We start from the raw sequence: 24,938 nt of genomic DNA, 5'->3' as shown, positions 1-24,938 counted from the left end.
CCCGGGCGTAGCGTGTCCGGGCCGATCTCTGTCATTCCACCCATCCTCGTCAGGGGGCAGATGCAGAACCGGCTGATCGGGGTGACACCCATGTTCGGCCCGGGCGACCCAAGTCGCCCGGGCCATTTTTTCGACCGCGTCGTCTCCTGCTTTTCGACCGCATGCCCGGGTCGCGGCCGTGCGCGTTGCATGCAGCCGCCGCGGCCGTGGCGCGATTCCGTCCCTGTGACAGAATGGCCGCCGCACGGCCCGTGCGCGCGACGTGCGGCATCGCCGGGAACCGTTCGACGCACGACGGGTCTCATCACGACCTCCGAGGATTCAACCGCATGCGCATACTCGTGATCGAAGACAACCAGGACATCGCCGCCAACCTCGGCGACTACCTGGAGGACCGCGGCCATACCGTCGATTTCGCCGCCGACGGCATCACCGGCCTGCACCTGGCCATCGTCCACGAGTTCGACGCCATCGTGCTCGACCTCAATCTGCCCGGCATGGACGGGCTGGAAGTCTGCCGCAAGCTGCGCGGCGAAGCCCGCAAGCAGACCCCGGTGCTGATGCTCACCGCGCGCGACACCCTCGACAACAAGATCGCCGGTTTCGACTCCGGCGCCGACGATTACCTGATCAAGCCGTTCGCGCTGCAGGAAGTCGAAGTCCGCCTCAACGCGCTGGCCCGCCGCGGCAAGGGCACCCAGAGCCGGGTGCTGGACGTCGGCGATCTCGAATACAACCTCGACACCCTCGAAGTGCGCCGCCAGGGCAAGCTGCTGCAGCTCAACCCGACCGCGCTGAAGATCCTGCAGGCACTGATGGAAGCTTCGCCGGCCGTCGTCACCCGCCAGGAACTGGAAACCCGGGTGTGGGGCGAAGAACTGCCCGATTCCGACAGCCTGCGCGTCCACATCCACGGCCTGCGCGCGGTGGTCGACAAGCCCTTCGGCGTGCCGCTGATCCAGACCCGCCACGGCATCGGGTATCGCATCGCCGTCCCCGAAGCCAATGCCTGAGCCTGCCCTGCCGCGCCGGCAGCGCCCCGCGTACCGGCGGCGGCTCCGCAGTCGCATCATCCTGTCGTTCCTGCTGCTGGGCTTCGGCCTGACCTCGTTGTTCGCGTTCGCCACCCAGTGGACGCGCAGCCGCGTGGAGAACGCGCTGGTCGAAGACCTGATGAACCGCAACATCGCGGAGGCCGCGCGCAATTTCCAGGAAGATCCCTCGAATCCGCAGTTCGCGGTCGACCAGATCCGCGCGTTCGTCTACACGCCCGAAAAATTCGAATCGGTTCGCCTGAATCGCCCGGAGTGGCATGCGCTGCCGGACGGCATCCACCGTCTCAGCGGCAGGAACCCCGACGGCACCCCGTTCGTCTACAAACTCGCGGTGCGCAAGACGCCGGACGCCTGGTTCTTCCTCGCCTACGACATGACCCGCGCCAGCCGCGGCGACGCGCAGTTCAATCGCGCGATCTTCGGTTCGGTGGTGCTGTTCACGCTGTTCTCCCTGCTGGTCGGCTGGTGGGCGGCCTCGCGCGTGATGAGTCCGGTGACCGAACTGGCGCGGCGCCTCCGCCGCTCCGGCCGCAGCAGCGAACCCGAAGCGCTGGCCGCGCATTTCGCCGAGGACGAAGTCGGCGAACTGGCGAAAGCGCTCGACGACTACGCAGAGCGTCTTACCGACGTGGTCAAGCGCGACCGCGAATTCAACGCCGACGTCAGCCATGAGCTGCGCACGCCGCTGGCGGTGATCCGCGGCGCGTCGGAACTGCTGCTGGCCAAGCCCGACATGGACGAGAAAACCCGCGTCCGCCTGCAGCGCATCCAGCGCGCCGAACAGAACTGCACCGACCTCATCAGCGCGCTGCTGCTGCTGTCGCGCAACGAACGCGGCCACGGCGCCGCCGATGTCGGCCGGCTCGCCGAACAACTGCTCGACGCGCATCGCGGCCAGCTCGGCGGCAAACCGCTGATGCTGCGCCTGGACGGTGCGCCCGGCCAGGTGATCGTCGACGCCCCCGACGCCGCGGTCACCGTCGCGCTCAGCAACCTCATCGGCAACGCGGTGAAATACACGCAGCAGGGCGAAGTGATCGTCCGCCTCGGCCGCAACGCGGTCGACGTGATCGACAGCGGCCCCGGCCTCAGCGCCGAAGACGCCGCCCGCCTGTTCGAACGCGGCTACCGCGGCAGCCACGCCGAACACACCCAGGGCGGCGGCATCGGCCTCTCCATCGTCCGCCGCCTCTGCGCCCTCTACGGCTGGCGCGTCCGCGTCGTCCCCGGCACGGAAAAAGGCGTCGTCGCCACGCTCACTTTCGGCAACTGACGCGAACCCCCGCGGCGTTCAAACACGCCGCCATCCCGACGCCTGTTATCCCGAACGCGCACAGCGCGGAGGGACCTGCTGCTGTGCTTGCTCGTGTGGGAGCGCCGGCAGGCGCGATCGCCTCCCGCCGCCCCCGCGCCCTTGCCGCAGGCCCACTGCAGGAGCGACGCAAGTCGCGACGAACGAAGCCGCACAGCCATCCTTGCCGCATCGCTACCGAAGCCCCTGTCATCCCGAACGCGCAACGCGCGGAGGGACCTGTTGCTGTGTTTGCTCTGGTGGGAGCGCCGGCAGGCGCGATCGCCTCCCGCCGCCCCCGCGCCCTCGCCGCAGGCCCACTGTAGGAGCGACGCAAGTCGCGACGAACGAAGCCGCACACCCATCCTTGCCGCACCGCTACCGAAGCCCCTGTCATCCCGAACGCGCACCGCGCGGAGGGACCTGTTGCTGTGTTTGCTCTGGTGGGAGCGCCGGCAGGCGCGATCGCCTCCCGCCGCCCCCGCGCCCTCGCCGCAGGCCCACTGTAGGAGCGACGGAAGTCGCGACCGCCTCCCACCGCCTCCGCACTCTGCCCGAAAGTCTCCAATCCCTGTCATCCCGAACACCGGCGCCACCGGTGGAGGGATCTGCTGTTCCAGACTGTCAGACCCGACAGCCTCCGCCGTGGCCCGTCTTCGGTGGGCTCCGGTAACATCGACGGCAGGCAACAGGGGATAGCCGGATGGAAGACCAGCGAAATGGACTCGGCCCAGGTGACGGTGTCGCACGCGCGTCGAAGCCCATGTCGCTGTCTCGACGTGAATCCGGGCACGCAACGCCATGAACAATCCGAAGGAAGCCGCCGCGAGAATCAAGATCAATCGTCTGCTGGAGCAGGCCGGTTGGCGCTTCTTCGACGACGACCGGGGCGCCGCCAACATCAGCCTCGAACCCGGTGTCACCCTGCATCAGCAGGATCTCGACGCCTTCGGCAACGATTTCGAGACTTCCTCGAAAGGGTTCATCGATTTCCTGCTGCTCGATGCCAAGGGTCACCCGCTGATCGTTCTCGAAGCGAAATCCGAAGCGAAGCATCCATTGGTCGGCAAGGAACAGGCGCGCAGATACGCCAAGGCCATGAAATGCCGCTTCGTGATTCTGTCCAACGGCAATCTCCACTACTTCTGGGATCTGGAACGCGGCAATCCCGAGATCATCACCGCATTCCCGACGCCCGAGTCGGTCATCGGCTATCGTCACGTCACGCCCGAGCCCGCGTTGATCGTGCAGGAGACGATCGAGAGCGACTACATCGTCCTCACCCAGCGCCCCGGCTACCGCGAAGAAGCGGGTTGGCGCAACGCGGCCGAGCGCGACGCATTCGTGCGCGCCAACAAACTTCGATTCCTGCGTCGATACCAGATCGAAGCCGTAAAGGCGCTGCAGAAGGCCGTCGAACAGGGCAAACAACGCTTTCTGTTCGAAATGGCCACGGGCACGGGCAAGACGCTCACCGCGGCCGCGGTCATCAAGCTGTTCCTGCGCTCGCGGAATGTACGCCGCGTGCTGTTCCTCGTCGATCGCCTCGAACTGGAAGATCAGGCGCACAGACAATTCTCGGCGCTGTTGTCCGCGGATGCCAAGACCGTCATCTACAAGGAAAGTCGGGACGATTGGCGCCGTGCGGACATCGTCGTGACCACGGTGCAGTCGCTGCTGTTCAACAACAAGTACCAGCGGCTGTTCTCGCCGACGGACTTCGATCTGGTGATTTCCGACGAAGCCCACCGCTCCATCGGCGGCAACGCCCGCGCGGTGTTCGACTACTTCGTCGGCTACAAGCTGGGGCTCACGGCGACGCCGCGCGATTACTTGAAGAATCTGGACGAAACCAAGGTCGCCGCGCGCGATCCGCGCCAAATGGAGCGGCGGCTGCTGCTGGATACCTATCGCACGTTCGGCTGCGAAAACGGCCAGCCCACCTATCGTTATTCCCTGCTCGACGGTGTGAGGGAAGGGTATCTGATCAATCCGACCGTGGTCGATGCGCGGACCGATGTCACCACGCAACTGCTGTCCGAAGAAGGCTTCGTCGCCGTGTTCACCGACGACAACGGCGACGACGCCGAAGAGTCGTTCGGGCAGCGCGAATTCGAGAAACGCTTCTTCTCGGAGAACACCAACCAGTTGTTCTGCAAGACCTTCCTCGAAAACGGGCTGCGCGACCCGATCAGCGGCGAATTCGGGAAGTCGATCGTGTTCGCCGTCAGCCAGCATCATGCGACCAAGCTGACCCAGATCCTGAACACGATGGCGGACCGCATCTATCCGGGGCGCTATCAGTCGGACTTCGCCGTGCAGGTCACGTCGCAGGTCCAGAACGCACAGCAGTTCACGATCAACTTCGTGAACAACAACCTGCTCGGCACCGCGAACGTGTTGCCGGACTACAGGACCAGCAAGGCCCGGGTGTGCGTGACGGTCGGCATGATGACCACCGGCTACGATTGCCCGGACATCCTCAATCTCGGGCTGTTCCGCCCGGTCTTCTCGCCGACCGACTTCATCCAGATCAAGGGCCGCGGCACGCGAAAGCACGACTTCCGCGAACAGTTGCAGGATGAGGCCGCCAAAGCGGACGTGGCGCATCCGCAGAAAACCACGTTCAAGCTCTTCGATTTCTTCGCCAACTGCGAATACTTCGAGGACGAATTCGATTACGACGAGGTGCTCAAGCTGCCCCGTCCCTCCGCCAAGGGCGGTGGAACGGACCCGCCGCCCCCGCCCGGCCTGGGCTACGAGCACATGGGCGAAGACGTGCTGGAGTCCATGCGTGTGCAGGAGGTCGGCGCGGAAGGCATGAAGATCGACCGCATGTTCTTCCAGTCGTTCGAGGACAGCGTGCGTCGCAACGTCGAGATCGCGGCCGCAGTGCAGGCGGGCGAATGGGAGCGCGTGATCGACTACGTCAACCGCGAGATCTTCGACAAGCCTGACCAGTACTACACGCTGGAGAAGCTGCGCAGGGCCGCGGATGTGGATCGCCGGCTCTCGCTGCGCGAAATCCTCGAAAAGGTCTTCGGCTTCATTCCGGGCTTCAAGTCCCGGGACGAACTGCTGGAGGAAGAGTTCGCCAAGTTCGTCGCCGATGCGCCTCCGGACGAGGCGACCGACATTCCCGCGATCAGGAACTACTTCAAGGCCTACATCATCAGCGACAGCGTGCGCGACGCCATCGAACGTCGGCACTTCCAGGACCTGGCGACCAATGCCTACTTCGACAGTCGCGATTTCAGGGCCGTGCCCCCAAAATACCGCACCCTCGTCCCGGGCTACGTGAAAGACTACGTACCCCTGGCGCAGTTCAATCCCTGAAGAAGACGCATGCTCGACACCGACACCAAGCGCCGCATCGACACGGCCCGCGACATCCTCGTGGGCAAGGTTCCCGACCCGAAATCGCAGGTCGAACAGATCACCATCGCCCTGATCTACAAGTTCATGGACGACATGGACCACGAAGCCCACGAGCTGGGCGGCAAGCGCAAGTTCTTCACCGGGCAATACGCCCGCTACGCCTGGTCCAAGCTCATGCGTGCGGGCCTGGGCGGGCACGAGATCCTCGCGCTGTACGCCGAAGGCATCGAGAAGATGCCGAAGAACCCGGGCATCCCCGCGCTGTTCCGCGACATCTTCAAGAACGCCTATCTGCCGTATCGCGACCCGGAAACGCTGCGCGCTTTCCTGAAGATCATCGACGAGTTCGAATACGACCACAGCGAACGCCTGGGCGATGCCTTCGAGTATCTGCTGTCGGTGCTGGGATCGCAGGGCGATGCCGGCCAGTTCCGCACGCCGCGGCACATCATCGACTTCATGGTCGAGGTGATCCAGCCGAAGAAGCACGAAGTGGTGCTGGACCCGGCCTGCGGCACCGCCGGGTTCCTGATCTCGGCCTACAAATACATTCTGCGGACCAACGTCGACGCGAAGGGTCGCAGCAAGCTCGGGCCCGACGACCGCGCACGGCTGGCCACCAACTTCAAGGGCTACGACATCTCGCCGGACATGGTGCGGCTGTCGCTGGTCAATCTGTATCTGCACGGCTTCAGCGACCCGCACGTGTACGAATACGACACGCTGACCCAGGACGACCGCTGGAACGAAATGGCCGACGTGATCCTGGCCAATCCGCCGTTCATGTCGCCCAAGGGCGGCATCCGCCCGCACAACCGCTTTTCCATCGACGCCAAGCGCAGCGAAGTGCTGTTCGTCGACTACATGGCCGAACACCTCTCGGCCAAGGGCCGCGCCGGCATCATCGTGCCGGAAGGCGTCATCTTCCAGAGCCAGACCGCCTACCGGGCGCTGCGCAAGCTGCTGGTCGACAACGTGCTGGTGGCGGTGGTTTCGCTGCCGGCGGGCTGCTTCAACCCCTATTCGGGCGTGAAGACCAGCATCCTGATCTTCGACAAGCCGCTGGCGAAGAAGAGCGACAGCATCGCCTTCTTCAAGGTCGAGAACGACGGCTTCGGTCTCGGTGCGCAGCGGCGCCCGATCGAGAAGAACGATCTGCCGCAGGTCCAGGCCGAGATCGCGGCCTATCTGCAGGCGCTGCGCGATGGCGAACCGGTGGAGGCGCTGACGCTGACCACCGGGCATGTGGTGGCGAAGGCGAAGATCGCGGAGGGCGGCGAGTATGGGTTGAGTGGGGAGAGGTATCGGGAGGGGGCTGTTCAATCCGCGCGCTTTCCGTGGATGACTGTTGAATCCCTTGTCGAGACAGTCACACCACCAAAAAAGATTCAGAAAACAGAATTTGGCACTGCTGGACGATTTCCGATCATCGACCAGTCGCAGGATGCCATTGCAGGTTGGACTAACGACGAATCCTCATTGATTCATCCCATCAAACCACTGGTTATTTTTGGCGACCACACATGTGCAATCAAGCTTATTGAAGCGCCATTCGCGCAGGGGGCCGACGGAATAAAGATCCTTCAAACGATAGATATACTCGATCCGCGGTTCCTGTTTCACATTCTTCGTGCCAGACCTCTAACGAGTGATGGCTATCAGCGCCACTATTCAAAGCTCAAAAAGCACAAAATCCCATTGCCTCCGCTGGATTTGCAGAAGGAGATCGTGGCGGAGATTGAGGGCTATCAGAAGGTCGTTGATGGAGCGCGGACGGTGCTCGATAGCTACCGTCCTCACATTTCCGTCCATCCTGACTGGCCGGTGCTGGAGTTGGGAGAGATTACCAAGCCTGAATACGGATTTACCGATAAGGCTGCAGAACAAGGTGATGCCCGTTTTGTTCGTATCACCGACATCTCTCAAGATGGGAGGCTTCGAACAGAAGACCCTAAGTTCATCACGTTAAGTGATGATTCTCGGAAGGCCTTGCTATCAAATGGCGATATCCTCGTTGCTCGAACCGGAGCAACCTTTGGAAAGACGATGATTTTCGAAGAAACCTATCCGGCGGTGTTCGCCTCGTTTCTCATTAGGCTTCGTTTCTCGAAAGATCGAGTTCTCCCTCGTTACTACTGGGCTTTTGCTCAGAGCGATCTCTATTGGAGTCAAGCGGCTGCACTCATGACTGGTGGGGGGCAGCCACAGTTCAATGGAAACGCGCTGGTTCATGTGAAAATTCCCCTTCCATCCCTTGCTATCCAGCAAGCCATCGTGGCAGAAATAGAAGCCGAGCAAGCGCTGGTCGCTGCCAATCGCGAGCTGATCGCCCGCTTCGAGCAAAAAATACAAGCGACCCTTGCTCGGGTCTGGGGCGAAGAGAGGGGAGTATGAGGTTCGCTCAGTTCGATCAGTATTCTGAAGATCTTCTGATGGCGCAGTATGACGTCTCGGAGATCATCACGCATGAGCTGATGAAGGGCGAGGTCCGGGAGGACTTTCTCATTTCTACCCTTGAGTCATGTTCTGATCCGAAGCCTAAGTTATTGAAAGGCACGATCTCTGACGGCCAATATGATGCGGGTCAGTTGGACATCATATTGTGCCGCCCGCATGCTCACATACGACGCGTAGGTGCTCAGTGTTTCGTCGAGAAGAAGGATGCTCTTTGTGTAATCGAGGTAAAGGGAAATTGCACCGGAAAGGATCTGAAAAGAGCAAAAGCAAAAGCAGCGATGATCCAGAACCTCGAAGGACAAGAATCGCCACAATACGGTTTGGTTTGTTACAAGGTTGCGCTGGAAGAGATGACGGTAATGAAGCGGTTCGGATTTTCTTACGACAGCGAGAACAAGACATTTTTCGATAACGCGACCATTCCAAATGAGGCAGAGGTCGATTGGCAGAAAATCGAGTATCCCGAGTTGGATTTCTTTGTTTCGTTTGAAATGGACAAGAAAATATTTCTGCGAAAGTATGAGGTGAGCCCGGGCAAATTCCGATTCGTCAGGGCGGTGCAGTCGCCTTTGATCAAGGAACTGTTCTCCATGACTCGTGGTCTGTGGGTTCCCGCGCATCAGGCCCCAGTACCATAAGCCGTCGCAGCGATCATCGAGTAGCCCGCGTAAGCGCGCAGCGCGCCCCCCGGGATAGCGGTTCCGACAATTTGAGATTTTGCGCGTACGGATCCGCGAAGAGCCCGATGTCTCAACTACAACAGCAGATTCCTCCGCGCTGTGCGCGTTCGGGATGACAGGGATTGTGGGCGTTGTTGGCGCGGATCGTGTGTGGCTTCGTTTGTCGCGACTTGCGTCGCTCCTGCAGTGGGCTGGCGGTGTGTGTGTTGTGGCGGCGGGGTGCGATCGCGCCTGCCGGCGCTCCCACAACAGCGACAGCAGATCCCTCCGCGCTGCGCGCGTTCGGGATGACAGGGATTGTGGGCGTTGTTGGCGCGGATCGTGTGCGGCTTCGTTCGTCGCGACTTGCGTCGCTCCTGCAGTGGGCTGGCGGTGTGTGTGTTGTGGCGGTGGGGTGCGATCGCGCCTGCCGGCGCTCCCACAACAGCAACAGCGGTTCCCTCCGCGCTGTGCGCATTCGGGATGACAGGGGTTGTGGGCGTTGTCGGGGTGGATCGTGTGCGGCTTCGTTTGTCGCGACTTCCGTCGCTCCTACAGTGGGCCTTCGGTGAGAGTGCGAGGGCGGTGGGGGTGGTCGCGACTTGCGTCGCTCCTACAGGGGCTGGCGGTGGGGGCGCGGTGCGGTCGGTCGCCGCAACGACGAAGGCCACGCGGGTGCGTGGCCTTCGGGGATGCGGGTCGAGCTGCGTGCGCTTACACGCGTTCGAGCCAGCCGTATTTGTCGGGGGTCTTGCCGTTGAACAGGCCGAAGAACAATTCCTGCAGTTGGCGCGTGACGGGGCCGGGTTTGCCTTCGCCGACTTGGCGGGCGTCGACGGAGCGGATCGGGGTGAGCTCGGCGGCGGTGCCGCACATGAAGAGTTCGTCGCAGAGGTAGAGGTATTCGCGCGGGAGGTCGCGTTCGACCACCTCGATGCCGTTGTCGCGGGCGAGGGTGATGATGGTGTTGCGGGTGATGCCGTTGAGCAACGCGGCGCTGACCGGCGTGGTGTGCAACGCGCCGTCGAAGACGAGGAAGAGGTTTTCGCCGGCGCCTTCGCTGAGCAGGCCGGTGGAGGCGAGGGCGATGCCTTCGCCGAAGCCGAGGCGGCGCGCTTCGCGGGCGACGAGCTGGCCGGAGAGATAGTTGCCGCCGGCCTTGGCGCCGGCCGGGAGCGTGTTCGGCGCGAACCGCTGCCAGCTGGAGACGCAGGCGTCGATGCCCTGTTCCAGCACCGCGGCGCCGAGGTATTGGCCCATCTTCCACGTGGCCACGGCCATGTCGGTGGGCGTGTCGGCGGAGAGGCCGAAACCGCCGAGGCCGCGATAGGCGACGGGGCGCAGGTAGTCGGTGGTGAAACCGTTGGCCTTGATCACGTCGCGGCAGGCGGCGTTGATCTCGTCGAGGCCGTAGGGCATGGCCATGTCGTAGATCTTGGCGGATGCGTACAGGCGGCGGTTGTGGTCGGTCAGACGGAAGATCACCGGACCGTCGGGGGTGTCGTAGCAGCGGATGCCTTCGAACACCGACGAGCCGTAGTGGACGACATGCGCCATCACGTGGGTGGTGGCGTCGGCCCAGGGCTTGATGCTGCCGTTGTGCCAGATCCATTCGGGGTATTGCTGGGCCATGTCGGTGTCCGCGGCGAAGGGCGAGAAGGCCGTCATTTTAGGCCAGTCGCCGGCCGGGCGCCCGAAAAAAGACGGGGCCTTGCGGCCCCGTCCGATGGTGTGGACAACGGATGCGCGGTCAGCGGAAGGCCGACACCGTGGCCGCGGTGTTGTTCAACACGCGCTGGTTGTGGCTGGTGGCGGTGGTGCCCATGGCCTGACTGTTGTAGGTCTTGGCCGGGTTGGACCAGTAGTTGATGCGGGCGCAGTTGTTGCTGCAGGCGTAGGCCATGATCGTGCGCCAGGCGCTGGTCGGCGAGCGGTAGCCGTGGCCGTAGGCGTAGGGCGAGGTGCTCGGGTCGGTGGCGGGATCGTGGCGGGCCGACTGCAGATGGCCGATTTCGTGGCCGAACGAGTAATAGCCGGTGGCGCAGCTGTAATGCACGGCGGCGAACGCGGTGCTCGCGCTGGAGCCGATGCCCGAGGCGAGGCCGCAGGACGAGCTGTTGTTGATGATCAGCACGCCGACGTCGGCCGCGGTGCTGTTGCGGGTGGTGTGGATCGAATCCATATAGCCGTCGGTGGTGCCGCGGAAGCGCGACAGATCGGTGCTGAAGCTGCCGGATTCGGTGTAGGTCACCGCGACCGTGCTGGCCAGCTGCAGGGTGATCGCCACGCCGCTGTTGCTGTAGCCCTGGTTGGTTTCGGCCACGGCGAGGTTGATCAGGCCGGTAATGTCGCCGACGGCGCTGCGCGCGGACGGCGTGTAGGCGACGAGCACGCGGATGATCGCATTGGCCTTGGCGATGCCCGGGGCGGCTTCGACCGCGTCGGTGTCGCGCAGGCTGCGCAGGCGGGCGCTGGTGGCCTGCTCGAAGAGGCGCTTGTAGTCGGCTTCGGGATGGTCGGCCGGCATCTTCGCTTCGTCGACGCGCACGAGGGCGTGGCCGCCGGAGCGCAGCGGGCGCAGCGAGTAGAGTTCGCCGTTGCTGCGGATGGTGCCGGTGAGCTTGTCGCCGTTGCGCACGATGATCACCGAGTTCTTCGGGTCGTCGGCGATCTCGCCGTCGAGGGCGCTCTTCATCCGGGCCAGCGGTCCGAAATCGCGGCCCAGCGTGCCGGACCACACCACGGTGCCGTCGGCGTTCTGGGTGACGCTGCGCAGGTAGGCGGTGCCGGCATCGCCCAGGCCGAGCTGGATGCGGTCGGTCTTGGCGTCGATCTGCGATGCGTCGGCCTGCACCAGTTGCAACGAGACCGTGGCGCGATCGGCTGCGAGCGCGCGGTAGCTGGCGTCGGCGGTGAGGCCGGCCGGCGTGGCCTTGGTCGCGGTGAGCAGCGGCGTGCCGGCGGCCTGGGTCGCGAATGCGGCGAAACCCACGGCGGCCACGGCGCCCACGGCGAAGAACAACGATGAACGTTTCATGCGGTTGACTCTCCCTGTCCTTCCATTGCGGCGTCCGGGCCGAGGATGCAATGTCGGGACTCGGTCGGTGGTCGGGATGACCCGGACGCCTTGCCCGCCGCCATGGTTCGCATGCGGTCGGTGCGCGCGCAAGACGCGGCGCAGCATCCCGCGCGGGTTCGCGAGAGGCGTCTCAGTGCCTTTGGTTCCGCCGTCTCGGTGCGGTCAGAAGGTGATCCACCAGCAGTCGAGGTGCCGGCGCAGGCCAAACACCGTGCGCGAGGGCGTGCTGCCGTTGCCGAGGGTCTGTTCCAGCCGAAGTCCGACCGGGACCCGGCGCAGGATGGTCGGACGGGCGGGCGTGTCGGCCGCGCCCGGTGCGGCGGTTGCTGCGGTGGCCGGTTCGGCCGGCGGCGGCGCATCCGCGGCGGGCGCCAGCGGTGCCCGGGGTGCGGTTTCCGCGACGATCGCGGGCGCGGCCCCGTGCAGCGGCACGATGTCCACCAGCGGCCGGTCCACGATCGCCTGCAACTGGTCGAGGACGCGATAACCGCTTTCCGGGCTGTGTCCGGGCCAGTGATAGACCGCGCCCAACCGATTCACGTCGCGGGTGTCGATGGCGTTGGTGATGTCGTGGATCAGTTCCTGCACTGATCGCGCGCAGCCGCCGCGGCGCGCGCCGCCGACATTGCCCGCACCGGCGCCGCGCGGCAGTCGTGCGGTGGCGCCGATGCTGTCGCAGGGCTGGTCGGTGTAGATGGTGCTGCCGCCCGGGCCGGTGCAGCGGTTCATCAGGGTGTCCTGCGCCCGGGCCGGTGGCGACCACGGCCCGCAGGCGGCGATCAGGCAGCAGACGATCAGGAGGGTGCGGCATATCGAGACGTGCATGACGCGTTTTAGCATCGATGGCATGAATGCGGGATCGACCGTGCGGCCGGCATCGCATTCGGTGCGGCGCGCCCCGGCCAGTGCGCACGTCGACGGGCACGATTGCAGGGCAGGCAATCGCAGGGCAGGCAACCGCAGGGCGGGCGATCGTTCAAACGTTGGCGAAGCCCAGAATCGTCAGGCCGCCGAACACCAGGGCCCACAGGATCACCAGCACGGCCACCGCCGAAGCGGACATGTGCGCCCAGTACCGCGCCTTTTCCGATGCTTCCCAGGCACCGGCGATGTCGCCCGCCGCGCGTTTGCCGTCCACCTGGGCGGCATAGACGATCGAGACGATGCCCAGCGGCAGGCAACAGAACAGCGTGGTCAGGATTCCCCACACGAGATGGTTGGGAATGTGCGCGTTGGCGTGCGGGCCGGGCGTGGACATGCAGGTCTCATCGGCAAATTGCGGCAGGACACGAAGCGCTCTGTCCGGGGCATCCGGCGAACGGCCGGCGGCGAAGGTTGCGGTCGCACCGTCGGGCCGGCTGCAGCGCCAGGCGGCGCGGCGTTCAGGCGTTGAAGATGCTGCCGAGCACGGCCATGCCGCCGAACAGCATGAACCACAGCACCAGCAGGATCGGCACCGCCACGACGGACATGATCGCCCAGAAGCGTGCCTTGTCCGAGGCCGCACGGGCGCCGGCGAGATCGCCGGCCGCGCGCCTGCCGTCCACCTGCGCCGCGTAGACGATCGAGACGACGCCCAGCGGCAGGCAACAGAACAGCGTGGTCAGGATCGCCCACACCAGATGGTTCGGGATGTATTCGTTGCCGTAGGGGCCGGGCGTGGACATGCGATCTCCGGGAAGATGTCGTGCGAGGAAATGGGGAACTCAGCCCGGTGCGAGCACCGCGAAAGGCCACATCGGCAGATTGCGCGCGATCCAGTAGGCGGGCAGCAGCACCAGCCACAGGCGGGCCGAGAGCACAGGGCGCATCAGCGGTTGCAGCACGGCCGGGCGCCAGCCGGCGGTATGCAGCAGCATCATCGGCCCGAGAACGACCATGATCGTGGCCAGCGGATTCATGTCGAGCGCGCCGAGCAGGTCGCCGTGCGCCAGCGCATGCAGGCATCGGGTCACGCCGCAGCCGATGCAGTAGTAGTGCGTCGCCGCGTAGAACAGGCAGCCCGGCAGCGGGCTGTCGGGCGCATTGGGATCGATGAAGCGGAACAACACCAGCCCGACCGCCGCCGCGAAGGCGGCGACGGTCAGCAGCAGGATCGACAGTGTGCGTTCGGTCAACGCCATCGCCGTCGCGGCCGATCAGCGCTGTTCGAGCGCCCGGCGGATCTGCTCCATCGCTTCCTGCTGGCCGGCAAGGCCGCCCTGCACGAAGAACATGGCGATCCACAGCGCCAGACCGGCCAGGAACAGGCCCGCGGTGATCTGATTCCAGAGCTTGGCGTTCTTCGAGGCCTGCTGCGCGCCTTCCAGGTTACCGGCGTTCAGGGCGCCGTTGACCTTGGTCGAGAAGACGGTCGCCACGATGGCCGTGGCCAGCGCCGGAAGGGTGTAGCACATGCAGCAGGTGATGACGGTGATCACCAGGCTGATGATCGACCAGACGAGATAGTTGTTGACCGGTTTGGCGATGCCGGGCTGCTCGGGGATGTTCACGTGGACCGCTCCAGGGATTGGGTGATGGGGTTGGGAAGCTGGGATTCAGCCTGCATTGTGCCGATTCCGCCGGTGGGCGCAATCGTGCCCGGGCCGCATCAGGCGTCGTTGCCGCGCAGCGCCCGGACCTTCGCTTCCATCATCGCGGCGCCGGCTTCGCGGCCGTCGACGGGTTCGCCCGCCACCACTTCGACATGCGCGCGGAATCTGCGCGGCACGCGCATCCGGCCGAGGCGCCCGTCGCGCTTGCTCCACATGCTGGTCCACATGTGCTTGAGCGCCATCGGCACCACCGGCACCGGGCGGCGTTCGAGGATGCGCTCCATCCCGGCCTTGAACGGCGCGATGTTGCCGTCGCGGGTCAGCGCGCCTTCGGGGAAGATGCACACGAGCTGGCCGTCGGCCAGTGCCGCGTCCACGTCCTCGAACGCCTGGCGCATCACCACCGGATCTTCCTTCGCGCCGGCGATGGGAATGGCCTTGCCGGTGCGGAAGATCCAGCGCATCACCGGAATGTTGAAGATCCTGTAATACATCACGAAGCGCACCGGGCGCGGAATGCTGGCCGACAGCACCAGCGCGTCCATGTAGGTGACGTGATTGCAGACGATCAGCGCCGGGCCTTCATCGGGAATGTGCTTCTCGATGCCGTGCAGGCGCAGCCGGTAGAGCGTGCGCACCAGCACCCAGCTGAGGAAGCGCATCAGGAATTCCGGCACCAGCGTGAAGATCCAGATCGCGACCAGCGTGTTGGCGATGGCCAGGGCCAGGAACAGCTGCGGGATGCTCAGGCCGGGCAGCGGCAGGGTGATCCCGCCCAGCGTCGCCTGTTCCATCTGCAGCGCGATCGCCAGCACCGCGGCCAGCACGATGAAGAACGCGTTCTGGATGTTCACCGCGGAGATCACCCGCGACAGTTCGCTGCGTGGCGTGCGGCTCTGGATCAGCGCGAACAGCGGCACCAGGAACAGGCCGGAGAACAGTCCGATGCCGGTGAGATCGATCGCGATCCGCCAGCCGCCGGGATGGTCGAGGAACTGCGAGACGGTCAGGCCGGTGGCCGGCGGCGCGCCGGTGCGCGCGAAGTACAGATCGAGCAGGAACGCGCTCATGCCGAAGGCGCCCAGCGGCACGAGACCGATCTCGACCGTGCGCGCGGAGAGCTTCTCGCACAGCAGCGAGCCGATGCCGGTGCCGATCGAGAACAGCGCGAACGCCAGCAGATACAGGCGCTGGTCGCCGCCGAGATGCAGCTCCGCGTAGGTCGGCAACTGCGCGGTGAGCACGGTGCCGAAGAACCAGAACCACGAGATGCCGAGCATGCTGTTGCGCACGGCCGGCTGCTTGCGCGCGAGCGCGAGCACATGGCGCGACTCGGGAATCGGATTGAGCTGGACCTTGAGGTCGGGGGCGCCGGCGTCCACCGGCGGGATCATGCGGCTGACCAGATTGCCGGCGATGGCCAGCGCCACGATCGCGCTGGCGGCGGCGACCGGGCCGTGATTGCCGGCGAGGGTGAAGATCAGGCCGCCGACGATCATGCCGATCAGGATCGACATCGACGTACCCATCTCGACCAGTCCGTTGCCGCCGGTCAATTCCTCGGGCTTGAGCACCGACGGCAGGATCGAATACTTCACCGGCCCGAACAGCGCCGACTGCAGGCCCGTGCCGAACAGCGCCACCAGCAGCAGCGGCATGTTCTGCAGCAGGAAGCCGAGCCCCGCGACCGACATGATCGCGATTTCCATGGTCGTGGTGATCCGGATCAGCCGCGACTTCTCCAGCTTCTCCGCGATCTGGCCGGCGGTCGCCGAGAACAGGAAGAACGGCAGGATGAACAGCGCGGGCGCGAGGTTCGTGTACAGCGTGCGCTGTTCGATCGGCACGCCCAGCCAGAACAGCATGCCGATGATCGCCTGACGGTAGACGTTGTCGTTGAACGCGCCCAGCGACTGCACCACGAAGAACGGCAGGAAGCGGCGTTGCCGCAACAGTTCGAACTGGTTGTAGGCCATGCGCGCTCCGCGATGCCGGCGGCGCCGGCGGGATTCGGGCAGAGCCTAGCAGGTTGTCGCGTCCGCCCGTGCGCGCGGCACGGCCGGACGCGGCTCAGTCCTCGCGCTGCGGGGGATGTGCGGCGGTGTCCGCCAGCATCGACAGCAGCGCCGACAGCGCGCCGCCGCTGCGTTTCCACGACCAGAACAGCGGCGCGGGCACCGCGGCGCGGAACCAGCGGCGATGCCCGCGTTGATCGGGTGGCCGCGCGTCGAGCTGTCGCAGCCAGCGCAGCAGCGCGCGCTCGGCCGGGCCGGGCGGCTGCGGGCCGGTGGGGCAGAACGGCTGCAGTTCGACCAGATAGATGCGGTCGGCGGTCCGCACCAGCGCATCGGGCCAGCCGCGCGGATCCGGCGCGGAGGCCCGCGGCGCATGCGCGAGCCAGGCCTCCCGGAAGCGGGTGCCGTGGCGACGCGGATCGAGCAGGCAATGACTGTCGATCGCGGGGTCGGCCTCCGCGCATTCGAGCAGCGCGCGGCGCAGACCGCTGTCGAGCGCGCTGCAGGGGGCGTGCGCGTACACCGATTTGGCCACGGGCAACGCGTGCCGCGCGCGCAGGATGCGTCGCGGCAGATCGCTCAGCCGCTCCGGCAGGATGGCCTGCGGCATGTGCGCAGCGCCGTCGCACGGCGCGGGCATCGCGATGTCGAACGTGGCCGCATCCGCGCGCAGCGGCGTCGCGAACAGATCGTCCGTGGCCGGCACCGCGGTGGTGTCGAGGAGATGCGGCAGCGACGCGTGGGCGTCGCGACAGCGCGGGTCGTCGACGATCGACAGCACATCGATCAGATGTCGCGGCGGCCGTCGCAGCGCGGCGCGTTCGACATTGTCGCTGCGCAGATCGACGAAATCCGGCTCCGGCCACAGCAGCGGCGCACCCGAGACCGCGGCGAAAGCCGCGAGCCGCTGCGTGGCGTCGTCGCGATGGCTGCGCAGGATCGCGACCACGCAGATGCCGGCGTCGCACAAAGGTGTTTGCGGGCCCGCGATCCGTGCGCGCGTCGCCGCCGATGGGTCGTCCGTCCGCGCTTCGTCCGCGAAGGCGATCGCGTCGTCGTCGAGGCCCGCGTCGATCAGCCAGCGTCGCGCCGCGCGCATCAGCAGCGGGGTGGCGCAGAGCACCAGCAGGTGCGGCCTTCGGGCGGCATCCAGGGCGGCGAACGCGTCCTCGCGCTGGCGCAGCGCCGCCAGTCCTGCCGCGAGCAGACGACGATGCGCGCGCGACAGTCGCGGACGCAGGCCGGGACGCCGCGGCGGTTTCGCCGGGAGAGGAAGCCGTGCGGTGTCGACGGTTTCGAGCGCCGGCATCTTGCAGGCGCTGCGCCGGATCGCCTGCGCCAGCGGCACATCGATGAGCGCCGCATCTCCATGGGCGTGGGCATTGATGTCCGCCGCCAACTGCAGATCGATCCGCAACCGCGGCCGTGTCGTGGTGTCGTCCGCAGCGGGCGGATTCTGTTCGATCGTGCACTTTTCTGTCGTGCGCGCTTCGATGAGCGTCCAGACTGTGCGCGGATCCTGCGGTGCCGCGTCGACGATGCGCAGGCCGCCTGCGCCGCGCGCCTGCGCCAGCAGCCAGGCGCGGAACGGTGCGCGCAGCGCCGGCGGCACGAACAGTCGCGCATGGCGCAGAAGGCTGCTGCCCTCGATGCCGTGAGGCGCATCCCGGCCTGCGGTGGCGGGATCGCAGGCCGTGCCCAGAATCGCCGCCTGCAAGCGGCGGCGCAGCGCGGGCGTCGCTGCGATCACCCGCAGTCGCAGCGTCGGCATCGTGTCGGCATCGACTTGCGTCTGGATCGCGTCGAACGCATTCGCCCAGCGCCAGACCAGCAATGCCTGCAGCACCCAGCGCAGTCCGCTGCCCGGCGCCAGCCGAAGGCCGTGATGCGCGGCGTCGGGGATGTCGGTGGCGTCTCCGAGGGTCGACGGATCGCAGGCGCGACGATAGAGCACGCCGGGATCGTCGCTGCGCAGGACCTCATGCGCGAGCAGGACATGCAGCAGCGCCTGGCGCTGCACGACACTGAAGTTGTCCACGCGCATGCGACAGGCCGCATGCGAACACCACCAGCGCAGCAATTGTGCGCTGGCCGGACCGAGCCGGACCAGCAGGGCGGCATCCGCACCGGAGTCGGCGCGCGCGTCGAGCGCGACGCACAGCCGGCGGGCGCGATAGTCGAGCGCGGCGTGCAGCGGCGGAGCCTCCTGTTCGACGTGGTGGCGGGAAACGACGCGCTCTGCGGGCGGGTCGCCCTGAAGGACGGTCGGCTGCGTGGACGCCTGCGCGCGCACGCGTACCGCCGGCGGGACGTGGCCGGAAACATGCGGCGATGCTGCGTCTCGACCGCCCTGCTGCCGGTTCCGGGCCCATGCTCCGGTCCATTCGCCGTCCTGTCCGCGGACTTGTGCCTGGCCGTATTCCTGGCCCCGTTCGCCACCGGGTCGTTCCGGTCCATCCCATGCCGTCTGCATCCGCGTCCTCCGTGATTCCCCTGTCGTGCAAATTAACAAAAAGTTTGATACGGTACAAATCATATCTTTCCAACGCCGGCGTGCACCGGCCTAACGTCAGGTGATGAGCAATGAACACTCCGCGTTCAGCGAACGGCTGCGCGCTGCCTTGCAACGGGCGGGTCTCGGCGAAAGTCCGGTCGAACTGGTCCGTCTGCTCGCGCGCTTCGGCGGCGAGCCCGTCTCCCAGCAAGCCGTTTCCGGCTGGCTGAAGGGGCGCGCCATGCCAAGGCAGGCCAATCTGAAAGCGCTGGCGAAGATGCTGTCGATGGAGCCGCAGCAGCTGCAGTACGGCGACGACGGCAAGCGCGTGCGCGAGTCGCGGGGGGAGTGGCGGCTGGATCCGCGCGATCAGCTTGCGATCGAGGCGTTCCTGCAGCTGCCGCCCGCGCAGCGCAAGCTGTTGCGCCATGTCATCGATGAATTCGTGAAGTCGTCCACAACTTCGAGAAAAACCTGACCTGCATCATCTGACAGCTTGCGCGAGCCGGATCCGCCCGGAATCCACGAATCTGTTGCGTTACAACACGGATTGGATGTGATCGACAACCTCGACTTTCACATCCGACGCGACGCCGGCCTAAGGTCGGCGCATGAAAACGGAACAAGACGCCTTCAGCGACCGCCTCCGCGCAGCGCTGCGCCAGGCCGGCATGAGCGAGAGCCCAGCCGAACTGGTGCGGCTGCTCGCCCGTTTCGGCGGCGAACCCGTCTCCCAGCAGGCCGTGTCCGGCTGGCTGAACGGCCGCGCCATGCCGAGACAGGGCAACATGCGCGCCCTCGCCAAGATGCTGTCGATCGAACCGCAGCAACTGCAGTTCGGCGACGACAAGCGCGTGCGCGAGGCCCGCGGCGAGTGGCGGATGAACCCGCACGACCAGCTCGCCATCGAAGCGTTCCTGAAACTGCCCGCCTCGCAGCGCAAGCTGGTGCGCAGCCTGATCGACGAACTCGGAAAGCAGCACGCGACCGGCAAGGCCGCCAAGCGCGGCCGCTGAACCCCGTCCGTCGCGCATGCGGGCGTCCGTCGTCGATGGCGATCTGCTCGATCAGCCGGTCGAGGCCATCGTCAATGCCTGGAATCGCAACATCATCCCGTGGTGGCTGTTGCTGCCGCAGGGCGTCTCTGGCGCGATCAAGCGCCGCGGCGGCTATCGGCCCTTCATCGAGGTTGGCCGCGCCGGCCCGATTCCGCTGGGCGAGGCGGTTGCCACGTCGGCCGGGCGCCTGCCGTTCAAGACGATCCTCCATGTCGCGGGCATCGATCTGCTGTGGCGCGCGTCGCCGTATTCGATCCGGACATCCGTGCGCTCGGCGATGACGCTGGCGCAGCGTCAGGGGATCGCCAGCATCGCGTTTCCGGTGATCGGCGCCGGCTCGGGCGGCTTCGACGAAGACGAGGCCCTGCGGCTCATGCACGAAACCCTCGCCGGCATCGATGCCGCCATCGACGTGCGCATCGTGCGTTATCGGCCGCAGGCGTCGCGCTGAGCGGTCATGTCGCCGAAGCCCGTGTGGGAGCGACGGAAGTCGCGACGCTTTTCGGAGACTTTCCCGCAGCCTGTCGCGACTTCCGTCGCTCCCACAAGGCGGGCTTCCGACTTCACCCGGGCTCACTGCGCATTCGATAGAGCGGCCTTCAGGCCGCTGCTTCAATACGCGGAAAGCAGCGGCCTGAAGGCCGCTCTACCTTTGGCTGTCGCCGAAGCCCCTGCGGGGGCGACGGAAGTCGCGAGAGGCTGCGGAAACAGTCTCGCAAGAGCGTCGCGACTTGCGTCGCTCCTACAAGCAGCTCACGCCGTCAGCCGCGTTCGCGCGCGATCGCCCGCCAGCCGATGTCGCTGCGGTGGAATTCGCCGTCCCAGCCTATCGTCGCGACTGCGGCATAGGCGTCGCGCTGCGCGTCGGCCACGGTTTCGCCCAGCGCGCACACGCACAGCACGCGTCCGCCGCTGGTGACCACGCGGCCGGCGTCGTCCAGACGGGTGCCCGCGTGGAAGACCTTGGCGCCCATCGGTGGCGGCGCGTCGAGGCCTGAAATCACGTCGCCGGTCTTCGGCGTTTCGGGATAGTGTGCGGCGGCCATCACCACGCCCAAAGACGGCCGCGGGTTCCAGCGCGCTTCGATCGCGTCCAGACGCCCGTCGATCGCCGCGTCCACCAGATCCAGCAGGTCCGAATCCAGGCGCAGCATCACCGGCTGAGTTTCCGGGTCGCCGAAGCGCACGTTGAATTCGATCACCTTCGGTGCGCCGGCCGCGTCGATCATCAGCCCCGCGTAGAGGAAACCGGTGAACGGCACGCCGTCCGCGGCCATCCCGCGCACGGTCGGCTCGACCACTTCGCGCATGATCCGCGCATGCACGTCGGGCGTGACCACCGGCGCGGGCGAGTAGGCGCCCATGCCGCCGGTGTTCGGGCCGCTGTCGCCGTCGCCGACCCGCTTGTGATCCTGCGAGGTCGCCATCGGCAGCGCGGTGACGCCGTCGACCATCGAGATGAAGCTCGCTTCCTCGCCGTCGAGGAATTCCTCGATCACCACCCGCGAGCCGGCTTCGCCGAAGGCGTTGCCGGAGAGCATGTCGCGCACCGCGGCTTCGGCCTCGTCGAGGGTCATCGCCACGATCACGCCCTTGCCGGCGGCGAGGCCGTCGGCCTTCACCACGATCGGCGCCCCATTGTCGCGGAGGTACGCGAGCGCGGCATCCAGATCGGTATGCACTGCGTAATGCGCGGTCGGAATGCCGTGGCGGGCGAGAAAGTCCTTCGCGAACGCCTTGCTGCCCTCCAGCTGCGCGGCGGCGGCGGTGGGCCCGAAGATGCGCAGGCCCTCCGCGCGGAAGCGGTCGACCACGCCGGCGACCAGCGGGCCTTCCGGGCCGACGACGGTGACGGCGATGCCTTCGGCGCGCACCAGCGCGACCAGGGCGTCGAGATCGGTGGCCTTCACGTCCGCGTTGCGGCACTTCGCTTCGGTCGCGGTGCCGGCGTTGCCGGGCGCGACGATCACCTCGTCGACGCGCGCCGACTGCGCGAGTTTCCACGCGAGGGCGTGTTCGCGACCGCCCGAACCGATGACCAGAACCTTCATGACCGAACTCCTCGCGGTGGGAAAAAAGACGACGCCGGGCGGCGCGACGTCGATGCTCAGAAACCTTCGTCGCAGCCGTCGCGCTGAAGGGTGGCGGCGTCGATGCGATAGTGGCCGGCATCGAACGGCACCGGGATCGTGCGCGCGACCTTGCGTCCGCCGCGCGTGCCCGAGACCGTGATCGACACGGCGTAGCGGCCGGCGTCGATGCGGTTGCGGTCGAAGCGCAGCGCGCAGGTGAGGTCGATCGCGCGTGCGCGACATCCGCGGTCTTCGTCGGGGTCGCAGGCGCCGCCGTTGCTCAGGTCGGTCGCGATCGACAGCACGTTTTCGAACTTGTCGCTCTCCGCGTGGCCGTTCTCCGTGTCATACAGCGAGACATGGCCGGTCGACCAGCCCATGTTCGAATAGCCCGACGCCAGCGCGAACGCGACGCGGCCCGGGCCGATCTCCTGGAATGTCACTTCACCCGGGGACCCCCAGCCGCCGGTCTGCACGCCGCGCTCCTGCGCGCCGATCCGCGCCCGCGTTTCCCCGTCGCGCGGGTCGAGCAGCAGGAACAGATCGACTTCGCCGGACTGCGCGTGGCCGGCGTCCGCGAACGAGGTGCAGACCGCGATGCGGCGCGGGCCGAGGGTGTCGCTGCCGCTGTCGGCGCAGACGATGCGCGCGGTCGGCGCGATCCCGTCTTCGCTTCGGGCGCCGGAGGTCGCCGGCCACTCGCCCTGGAGCGTCGCCGGTTCGCCATAGGTCTCGCGGAGCAGGCGCTGCGCCTCCGCATCGGTGACCTTGCCGGGCGCCTGCGGCGTGAGCGCGAGGGCCGGGGCGGCGAAGCCGGCGGCGAGGGCGATGGCGAAGGTGGCGGAACGGAAGCGCATGGGTATATTCCAAAGGTGAGGGAACTTGTGATTCATCGCATGAACAATGCGCCGACGAGTGCGCTGATGGTGCCGCTGACGAAGGTCAGCCAGATTTTCAGACGCTCGTTTTTCTCGGTCGTTTCCGAACGAAAGCCCCTCTTGTTCATCTTCGTGAGTATGCGGTTGATTTTCATCTTTCAGCTCCGGTGGGTCCGGTTTCGAAAGATATGCAACGAATTCCGGGGGCGAAAGTTCCTAATGACTTGAGCTGCGCGTTCAAGTCGGGTCATGTGAGCACCGGTGTTGCCTCCTTGTGCGTGGGGCTGGGGTGGCGGACGCGTCGCCCCCATCCCGACCTTCCCCCGCGCGCGGGGGAAGGAGCAAAGCCGCGATCAATGCCGGAAATGCCGTACGCCGGTGAACACCATCGCGAGGCCGTGTTCGTTGGCGGCGTCGATCACTTCCTGGTCGCGCATCGAGCCGCCGGGCTGGATCACCGCCGCGATGCCCGCTTCGGCGGCGGCGTCGATGCCGTCGCGGAACGGGAAGAAGGCGTCGCTGGCCATCACCGAGCCGGGCACGATCAGACCGGCGTCGGCCGCCTTGATGCCGGCGATGCGCGCGGAATAGACGCGGCTCATCTGGCCGGCGCCGACGCCGACGGTGCGCTTGTCCTTCGCGTACACGATCGCGTTCGACTTCACGAACTTGGCCACGCGCCAGGCGAACAGCAGATCGCCGAGCTGTGCGGCGGTCGGCGCGAGCTTCGTCACCACCTTCAGCTCGTCCGCGCTCACTTCGCGGATGTCGGCGGTCTGCATCAGCAGGCCGGAGCCGACGCGCTTCACGTCCATGTTGTTGCGGCCCTCGCCGTGCGGAATGCGCAGCACGCGCACGTTGGCCTTCTTCTTCGCGTAGGCCAGCGCCTCGTCGTCGTAGTCGGGCGCGATCAGCACTTCGACGAACTGGCGGTCGAGGATGGTCTTCGCCGTGGCGCCGTCCAGCCGGGTGTTGAAGGCGATGATGCCGCCGAAGGCCGAGGTCGGATCGGTGGCGTAGGCCGCCTCGTAGGTGTCGGCGCAGTGTGCGCCTTCGGCGACGCCGCAGGGATTGGCGTGCTTCACGATCACGCAGGCCGGCGCCGCGAACTGGCGCACGCATTCCCAGGCGGCATCGGCGTCGGCGAGGTTGTTGTAGCTCAGTTCCTTGCCCTGCAGCTGCGAGAACGTCGCCAGCGTGCCCGGCACCGGCCACAGATCGCGGTAGAAGGCGCCGTGCTGGTGCGGATTCTCGCCGTAACGCAGATCCATCACCTTCACGAAGTTGCTGTTGTTCTGCGCCGGGAACAGCGCGCGCGTACCATCGTCCTGCAGCGACGACAGATAGTTGCTGATGAACGCGTCGTACTGCGCCACGCGGTTGAACGCGGCGACCGAGAGCGCGAAGCGTGTCCTGCCGGACAACGCGCCGTCGTTGGCGTTCAGCTCGGCGAGAAGGCCGGCGTACTGCGCGGGATTGGTGGCGACGGCGACGCGGGCGTAGTTCTTCGCCGCGGAGCGCAGCATCGCCGGACCGCCGATGTCGATGTTCTCGATGACGTCCTCGATGCTGCTGTCGGGATTGGCCGAGACCGCTTCGAACGGATACAGGTTCAGCACCAGCAGATCGATCGCGCCGATGCCGTGTTCGGCCATCACCGCGTCGTCGGTGCCGGCGCGCCCGAGCAGGCCGCCGTGCACCATCGGATGCAGGGTCTTCACGCGGCCGTCCATCATTTCCGGGAAGCCGGTGACCTCGCTGACGTCGCGCACCGGAATGCCGGCCTCGCGGATGGCCCGGGCGGTGCCGCCGGTGGACAGCAGTTCGACGTTGCGGTCGGCGAGGGCGCGGGCGAGTTCGAGCAGGCCGGTCTTGTCGGACACGGACAGCAGCGCGCGGCGGAGCGTCACCGGGGCGCTGGGCAGGTGGCTGGTCATCGGGAGGCGGGGCGGGACGGAGGAGGCCGCG

At 66.4% G+C, this 24,938-nt stretch carries 21 protein-coding genes; 8 read left to right on the top strand and 13 right to left on the bottom strand.

The features are described from left to right. Nucleotides 1-329 precede the first annotated feature (329 nt). From ABD974_RS10905 to ABD974_RS10885, 5 genes are all read left to right on the top strand, one after another. Entirely contained in the window at nt 330-1,013 is a 684-nt protein-coding gene (locus ABD974_RS10905; protein WP_345303343.1) for a response regulator transcription factor, read from the top strand. Next, entirely contained in the window at nt 1,006-2,328 is a 1,323-nt protein-coding gene (locus ABD974_RS10900) for a sensor histidine kinase (RefSeq protein WP_345303342.1), read from the top strand. Before ABD974_RS10905 ends, ABD974_RS10900 begins: the two co-directional genes overlap by 8 nt. Nucleotides 2,329-3,147: 819 nt before the next feature. Then, nucleotides 3,148-5,682 (top strand): DEAD/DEAH box helicase family protein, encoded by a 2,535-nt coding sequence (locus tag ABD974_RS10895; protein WP_345303341.1) that lies wholly within the window; start codon nt 3,148-3,150, stop codon nt 5,680-5,682. A gap of 9 nt (nt 5,683-5,691) precedes the next feature. After that, nucleotides 5,692-8,118, top strand: a complete 2,427-nt coding sequence (locus tag ABD974_RS10890) for an N-6 DNA methylase (protein ID WP_345303340.1) — start codon at nt 5,692-5,694, stop codon at nt 8,116-8,118. A 38-nt stretch (nt 8,119-8,156) separates the two neighbouring features. Beyond that, nucleotides 8,157-8,819, top strand: a complete 663-nt coding sequence (locus tag ABD974_RS10885; RefSeq protein ID WP_345303339.1) for a DUF6602 domain-containing protein — start codon at nt 8,157-8,159, stop codon at nt 8,817-8,819. Nucleotides 8,820-9,554: 735 nt separating this feature from the next. Here the strand turns inward: ABD974_RS10885 and ABD974_RS10880 are convergent. The 9 genes from ABD974_RS10880 to ABD974_RS10840 all read right to left on the bottom strand — a co-directional run bounded on the left by ABD974_RS10880 (nt 9,555) and on the right by ABD974_RS10840 (nt 18,761). Beyond that, nucleotides 9,555-10,472, bottom strand: coding sequence for a branched-chain amino acid transaminase (locus tag ABD974_RS10880; RefSeq protein WP_345303338.1), 918 nt, complete (start codon nt 10,470-10,472; stop codon nt 9,555-9,557). Nucleotides 10,473-10,590: 118 nt separating this feature from the next. Continuing rightward, on the bottom strand, nt 10,591-11,877 hold the full coding sequence (locus tag ABD974_RS10875) for a M12 family metallo-peptidase (protein ID WP_345303337.1): 1,287 nt from the start codon (nt 11,875-11,877) through the stop codon (nt 10,591-10,593). A gap of 204 nt (nt 11,878-12,081) precedes the next feature. Beyond that, nucleotides 12,082-12,744, bottom strand: a complete 663-nt coding sequence (locus tag ABD974_RS10870) for a DUF4124 domain-containing protein (RefSeq protein ID WP_345303336.1) — start codon at nt 12,742-12,744, stop codon at nt 12,082-12,084. A gap of 151 nt (nt 12,745-12,895) precedes the next feature. Further along, nucleotides 12,896-13,177 (bottom strand): CD225/dispanin family protein, encoded by a 282-nt coding sequence (locus tag ABD974_RS10865; RefSeq protein ID WP_345303335.1) that lies wholly within the window; start codon nt 13,175-13,177, stop codon nt 12,896-12,898. A gap of 124 nt (nt 13,178-13,301) precedes the next feature. Then, a complete protein-coding gene (locus tag ABD974_RS10860) occupies nt 13,302-13,586 on the bottom strand; it encodes a CD225/dispanin family protein (protein ID WP_345303334.1) in 285 nt (94 codons plus the stop codon). Between the two features lie 39 nt (nt 13,587-13,625). Continuing rightward, nucleotides 13,626-14,042, bottom strand: coding sequence for a DUF2752 domain-containing protein (locus ABD974_RS10855; protein ID WP_345303333.1), 417 nt, complete (start codon nt 14,040-14,042; stop codon nt 13,626-13,628). Between the two features lie 15 nt (nt 14,043-14,057). Then, entirely contained in the window at nt 14,058-14,411 is a 354-nt protein-coding gene (locus tag ABD974_RS10850; RefSeq protein ID WP_345303332.1) for a CD225/dispanin family protein, read from the bottom strand. Nucleotides 14,412-14,509: 98 nt separating this feature from the next. Further along, nucleotides 14,510-16,429, bottom strand: a complete 1,920-nt coding sequence (locus ABD974_RS10845) for an MFS transporter (RefSeq protein WP_345303331.1) — start codon at nt 16,427-16,429, stop codon at nt 14,510-14,512. Nucleotides 16,430-16,523: 94 nt separating this feature from the next. Next, nucleotides 16,524-18,761: a hypothetical protein gene (locus tag ABD974_RS10840; RefSeq protein WP_345303330.1), complete on the bottom strand. Its 2,238-nt coding sequence runs from the start codon at nt 18,759-18,761 to the stop codon at nt 16,524-16,526. A gap of 283 nt (nt 18,762-19,044) precedes the next feature. Here ABD974_RS10840 and ABD974_RS10835 point away from each other — a divergent pair, with 283 nt between their 5' ends. The 3 genes from ABD974_RS10835 (at nt 19,045) to ABD974_RS10825 (ending at nt 20,471) form a co-directional block, all read left to right on the top strand. After that, the gene (locus tag ABD974_RS10835; protein WP_345303329.1) at nt 19,045-19,440 is read left to right on the top strand and encodes a helix-turn-helix domain-containing protein; all 396 of its coding nucleotides are present in this window, start codon (nt 19,045-19,047) and stop codon (nt 19,438-19,440) included. A 133-nt stretch (nt 19,441-19,573) separates the two neighbouring features. After that, the gene (locus tag ABD974_RS10830; protein ID WP_345303328.1) at nt 19,574-19,978 is read left to right on the top strand and encodes a helix-turn-helix domain-containing protein; all 405 of its coding nucleotides are present in this window, start codon (nt 19,574-19,576) and stop codon (nt 19,976-19,978) included. Between the two features lie 16 nt (nt 19,979-19,994). Further along, the gene (locus ABD974_RS10825; protein WP_345303327.1) at nt 19,995-20,471 is read left to right on the top strand and encodes a macro domain-containing protein; all 477 of its coding nucleotides are present in this window, start codon (nt 19,995-19,997) and stop codon (nt 20,469-20,471) included. Nucleotides 20,472-20,781: 310 nt separating this feature from the next. On the opposite strand, the gene purD is transcribed toward ABD974_RS10825, so the two are convergent. The 4 genes from purD to purH all read right to left on the bottom strand — a co-directional run bounded on the left by purD (nt 20,782) and on the right by purH (nt 24,907). Continuing rightward, nucleotides 20,782-22,071 carry a phosphoribosylamine--glycine ligase gene (purD, locus tag ABD974_RS10820; RefSeq protein ID WP_345303326.1) on the bottom strand — a complete coding sequence of 430 codons (1,290 nt, stop codon included), beginning with the start codon at nt 22,069-22,071 and terminating at the stop codon, nt 20,782-20,784. A 56-nt stretch (nt 22,072-22,127) separates the two neighbouring features. Further along, nucleotides 22,128-22,949: a hypothetical protein gene (locus ABD974_RS10815; protein WP_345303325.1), complete on the bottom strand. Its 822-nt coding sequence runs from the start codon at nt 22,947-22,949 to the stop codon at nt 22,128-22,130. A 32-nt stretch (nt 22,950-22,981) separates the two neighbouring features. Beyond that, on the bottom strand, nt 22,982-23,125 hold the full coding sequence (locus tag ABD974_RS10810) for a hypothetical protein (RefSeq protein WP_345303324.1): 144 nt from the start codon (nt 23,123-23,125) through the stop codon (nt 22,982-22,984). Between the two features lie 198 nt (nt 23,126-23,323). Then, nucleotides 23,324-24,907 (bottom strand): bifunctional phosphoribosylaminoimidazolecarboxamide formyltransferase/IMP cyclohydrolase, encoded by a 1,584-nt coding sequence (gene purH, locus ABD974_RS10805; protein WP_345303323.1) that lies wholly within the window; start codon nt 24,905-24,907, stop codon nt 23,324-23,326. Between the last annotated feature and the right edge of the window lie 31 nt (nt 24,908-24,938).

This window comes from Lysobacter hankyongensis (assembly GCF_039543145.1).
GTDB lineage: Bacteria > Pseudomonadota > Gammaproteobacteria > Xanthomonadales > Xanthomonadaceae > Lysobacter_I > Lysobacter_I hankyongensis.
This window is presented reverse-complemented; position numbering and strand designations above follow the sequence as displayed.

What these genes read in the sequence shown, in the direction of transcription:
- ABD974_RS10905 (WP_345303343.1), top strand. Translation starts at nt 330, where the DNA reads ATGCGCATACTCGTGATCGAAGACAACCAGGACATCGCCGCCAACCTC.
- ABD974_RS10900 (WP_345303342.1), top strand. Translation starts at nt 1,006, where the DNA reads ATGCCTGAGCCTGCCCTGCCGCGCCGGCAGCGCCCCGCGTACCGGCGG.
- ABD974_RS10895 (WP_345303341.1), top strand. Translation starts at nt 3,148, where the DNA reads ATGAACAATCCGAAGGAAGCCGCCGCGAGAATCAAGATCAATCGTCTG.
- ABD974_RS10890 (WP_345303340.1), top strand. Translation starts at nt 5,692, where the DNA reads ATGCTCGACACCGACACCAAGCGCCGCATCGACACGGCCCGCGACATC.
- ABD974_RS10885 (WP_345303339.1), top strand. Translation starts at nt 8,157, where the DNA reads ATGGCGCAGTATGACGTCTCGGAGATCATCACGCATGAGCTGATGAAG.
- ABD974_RS10880 (WP_345303338.1), bottom strand. Translation starts at nt 10,472, where the DNA reads ATGGCCCAGCAATACCCCGAATGGATCTGGCACAACGGCAGCATCAAG.
- ABD974_RS10875 (WP_345303337.1), bottom strand. Translation starts at nt 11,877, where the DNA reads ATGAAACGTTCATCGTTGTTCTTCGCCGTGGGCGCCGTGGCCGCCGTG.
- ABD974_RS10870 (WP_345303336.1), bottom strand. Translation starts at nt 12,744, where the DNA reads ATGCACGTCTCGATATGCCGCACCCTCCTGATCGTCTGCTGCCTGATC.
- ABD974_RS10865 (WP_345303335.1), bottom strand. Translation starts at nt 13,177, where the DNA reads ATGTCCACGCCCGGCCCGCACGCCAACGCGCACATTCCCAACCATCTC.
- ABD974_RS10860 (WP_345303334.1), bottom strand. Translation starts at nt 13,586, where the DNA reads ATGTCCACGCCCGGCCCCTACGGCAACGAATACATCCCGAACCATCTG.
- ABD974_RS10855 (WP_345303333.1), bottom strand. Translation starts at nt 14,042, where the DNA reads ATGGCGTTGACCGAACGCACACTGTCGATCCTGCTGCTGACCGTCGCC.
- ABD974_RS10845 (WP_345303331.1), bottom strand. Translation starts at nt 16,429, where the DNA reads ATGGCCTACAACCAGTTCGAACTGTTGCGGCAACGCCGCTTCCTGCCG.
- ABD974_RS10835 (WP_345303329.1), top strand. Translation starts at nt 19,045, where the DNA reads ATGAGCAATGAACACTCCGCGTTCAGCGAACGGCTGCGCGCTGCCTTG.
- ABD974_RS10830 (WP_345303328.1), top strand. Translation starts at nt 19,574, where the DNA reads ATGAAAACGGAACAAGACGCCTTCAGCGACCGCCTCCGCGCAGCGCTG.
- ABD974_RS10825 (WP_345303327.1), top strand. Translation starts at nt 19,995, where the DNA reads ATGCGGGCGTCCGTCGTCGATGGCGATCTGCTCGATCAGCCGGTCGAG.
- purD (WP_345303326.1), bottom strand. Translation starts at nt 22,071, where the DNA reads ATGAAGGTTCTGGTCATCGGTTCGGGCGGTCGCGAACACGCCCTCGCG.
- ABD974_RS10815 (WP_345303325.1), bottom strand. Translation starts at nt 22,949, where the DNA reads ATGCGCTTCCGTTCCGCCACCTTCGCCATCGCCCTCGCCGCCGGCTTC.
- ABD974_RS10810 (WP_345303324.1), bottom strand. Translation starts at nt 23,125, where the DNA reads ATGAAAATCAACCGCATACTCACGAAGATGAACAAGAGGGGCTTTCGT.
- purH (WP_345303323.1), bottom strand. Translation starts at nt 24,907, where the DNA reads ATGACCAGCCACCTGCCCAGCGCCCCGGTGACGCTCCGCCGCGCGCTG.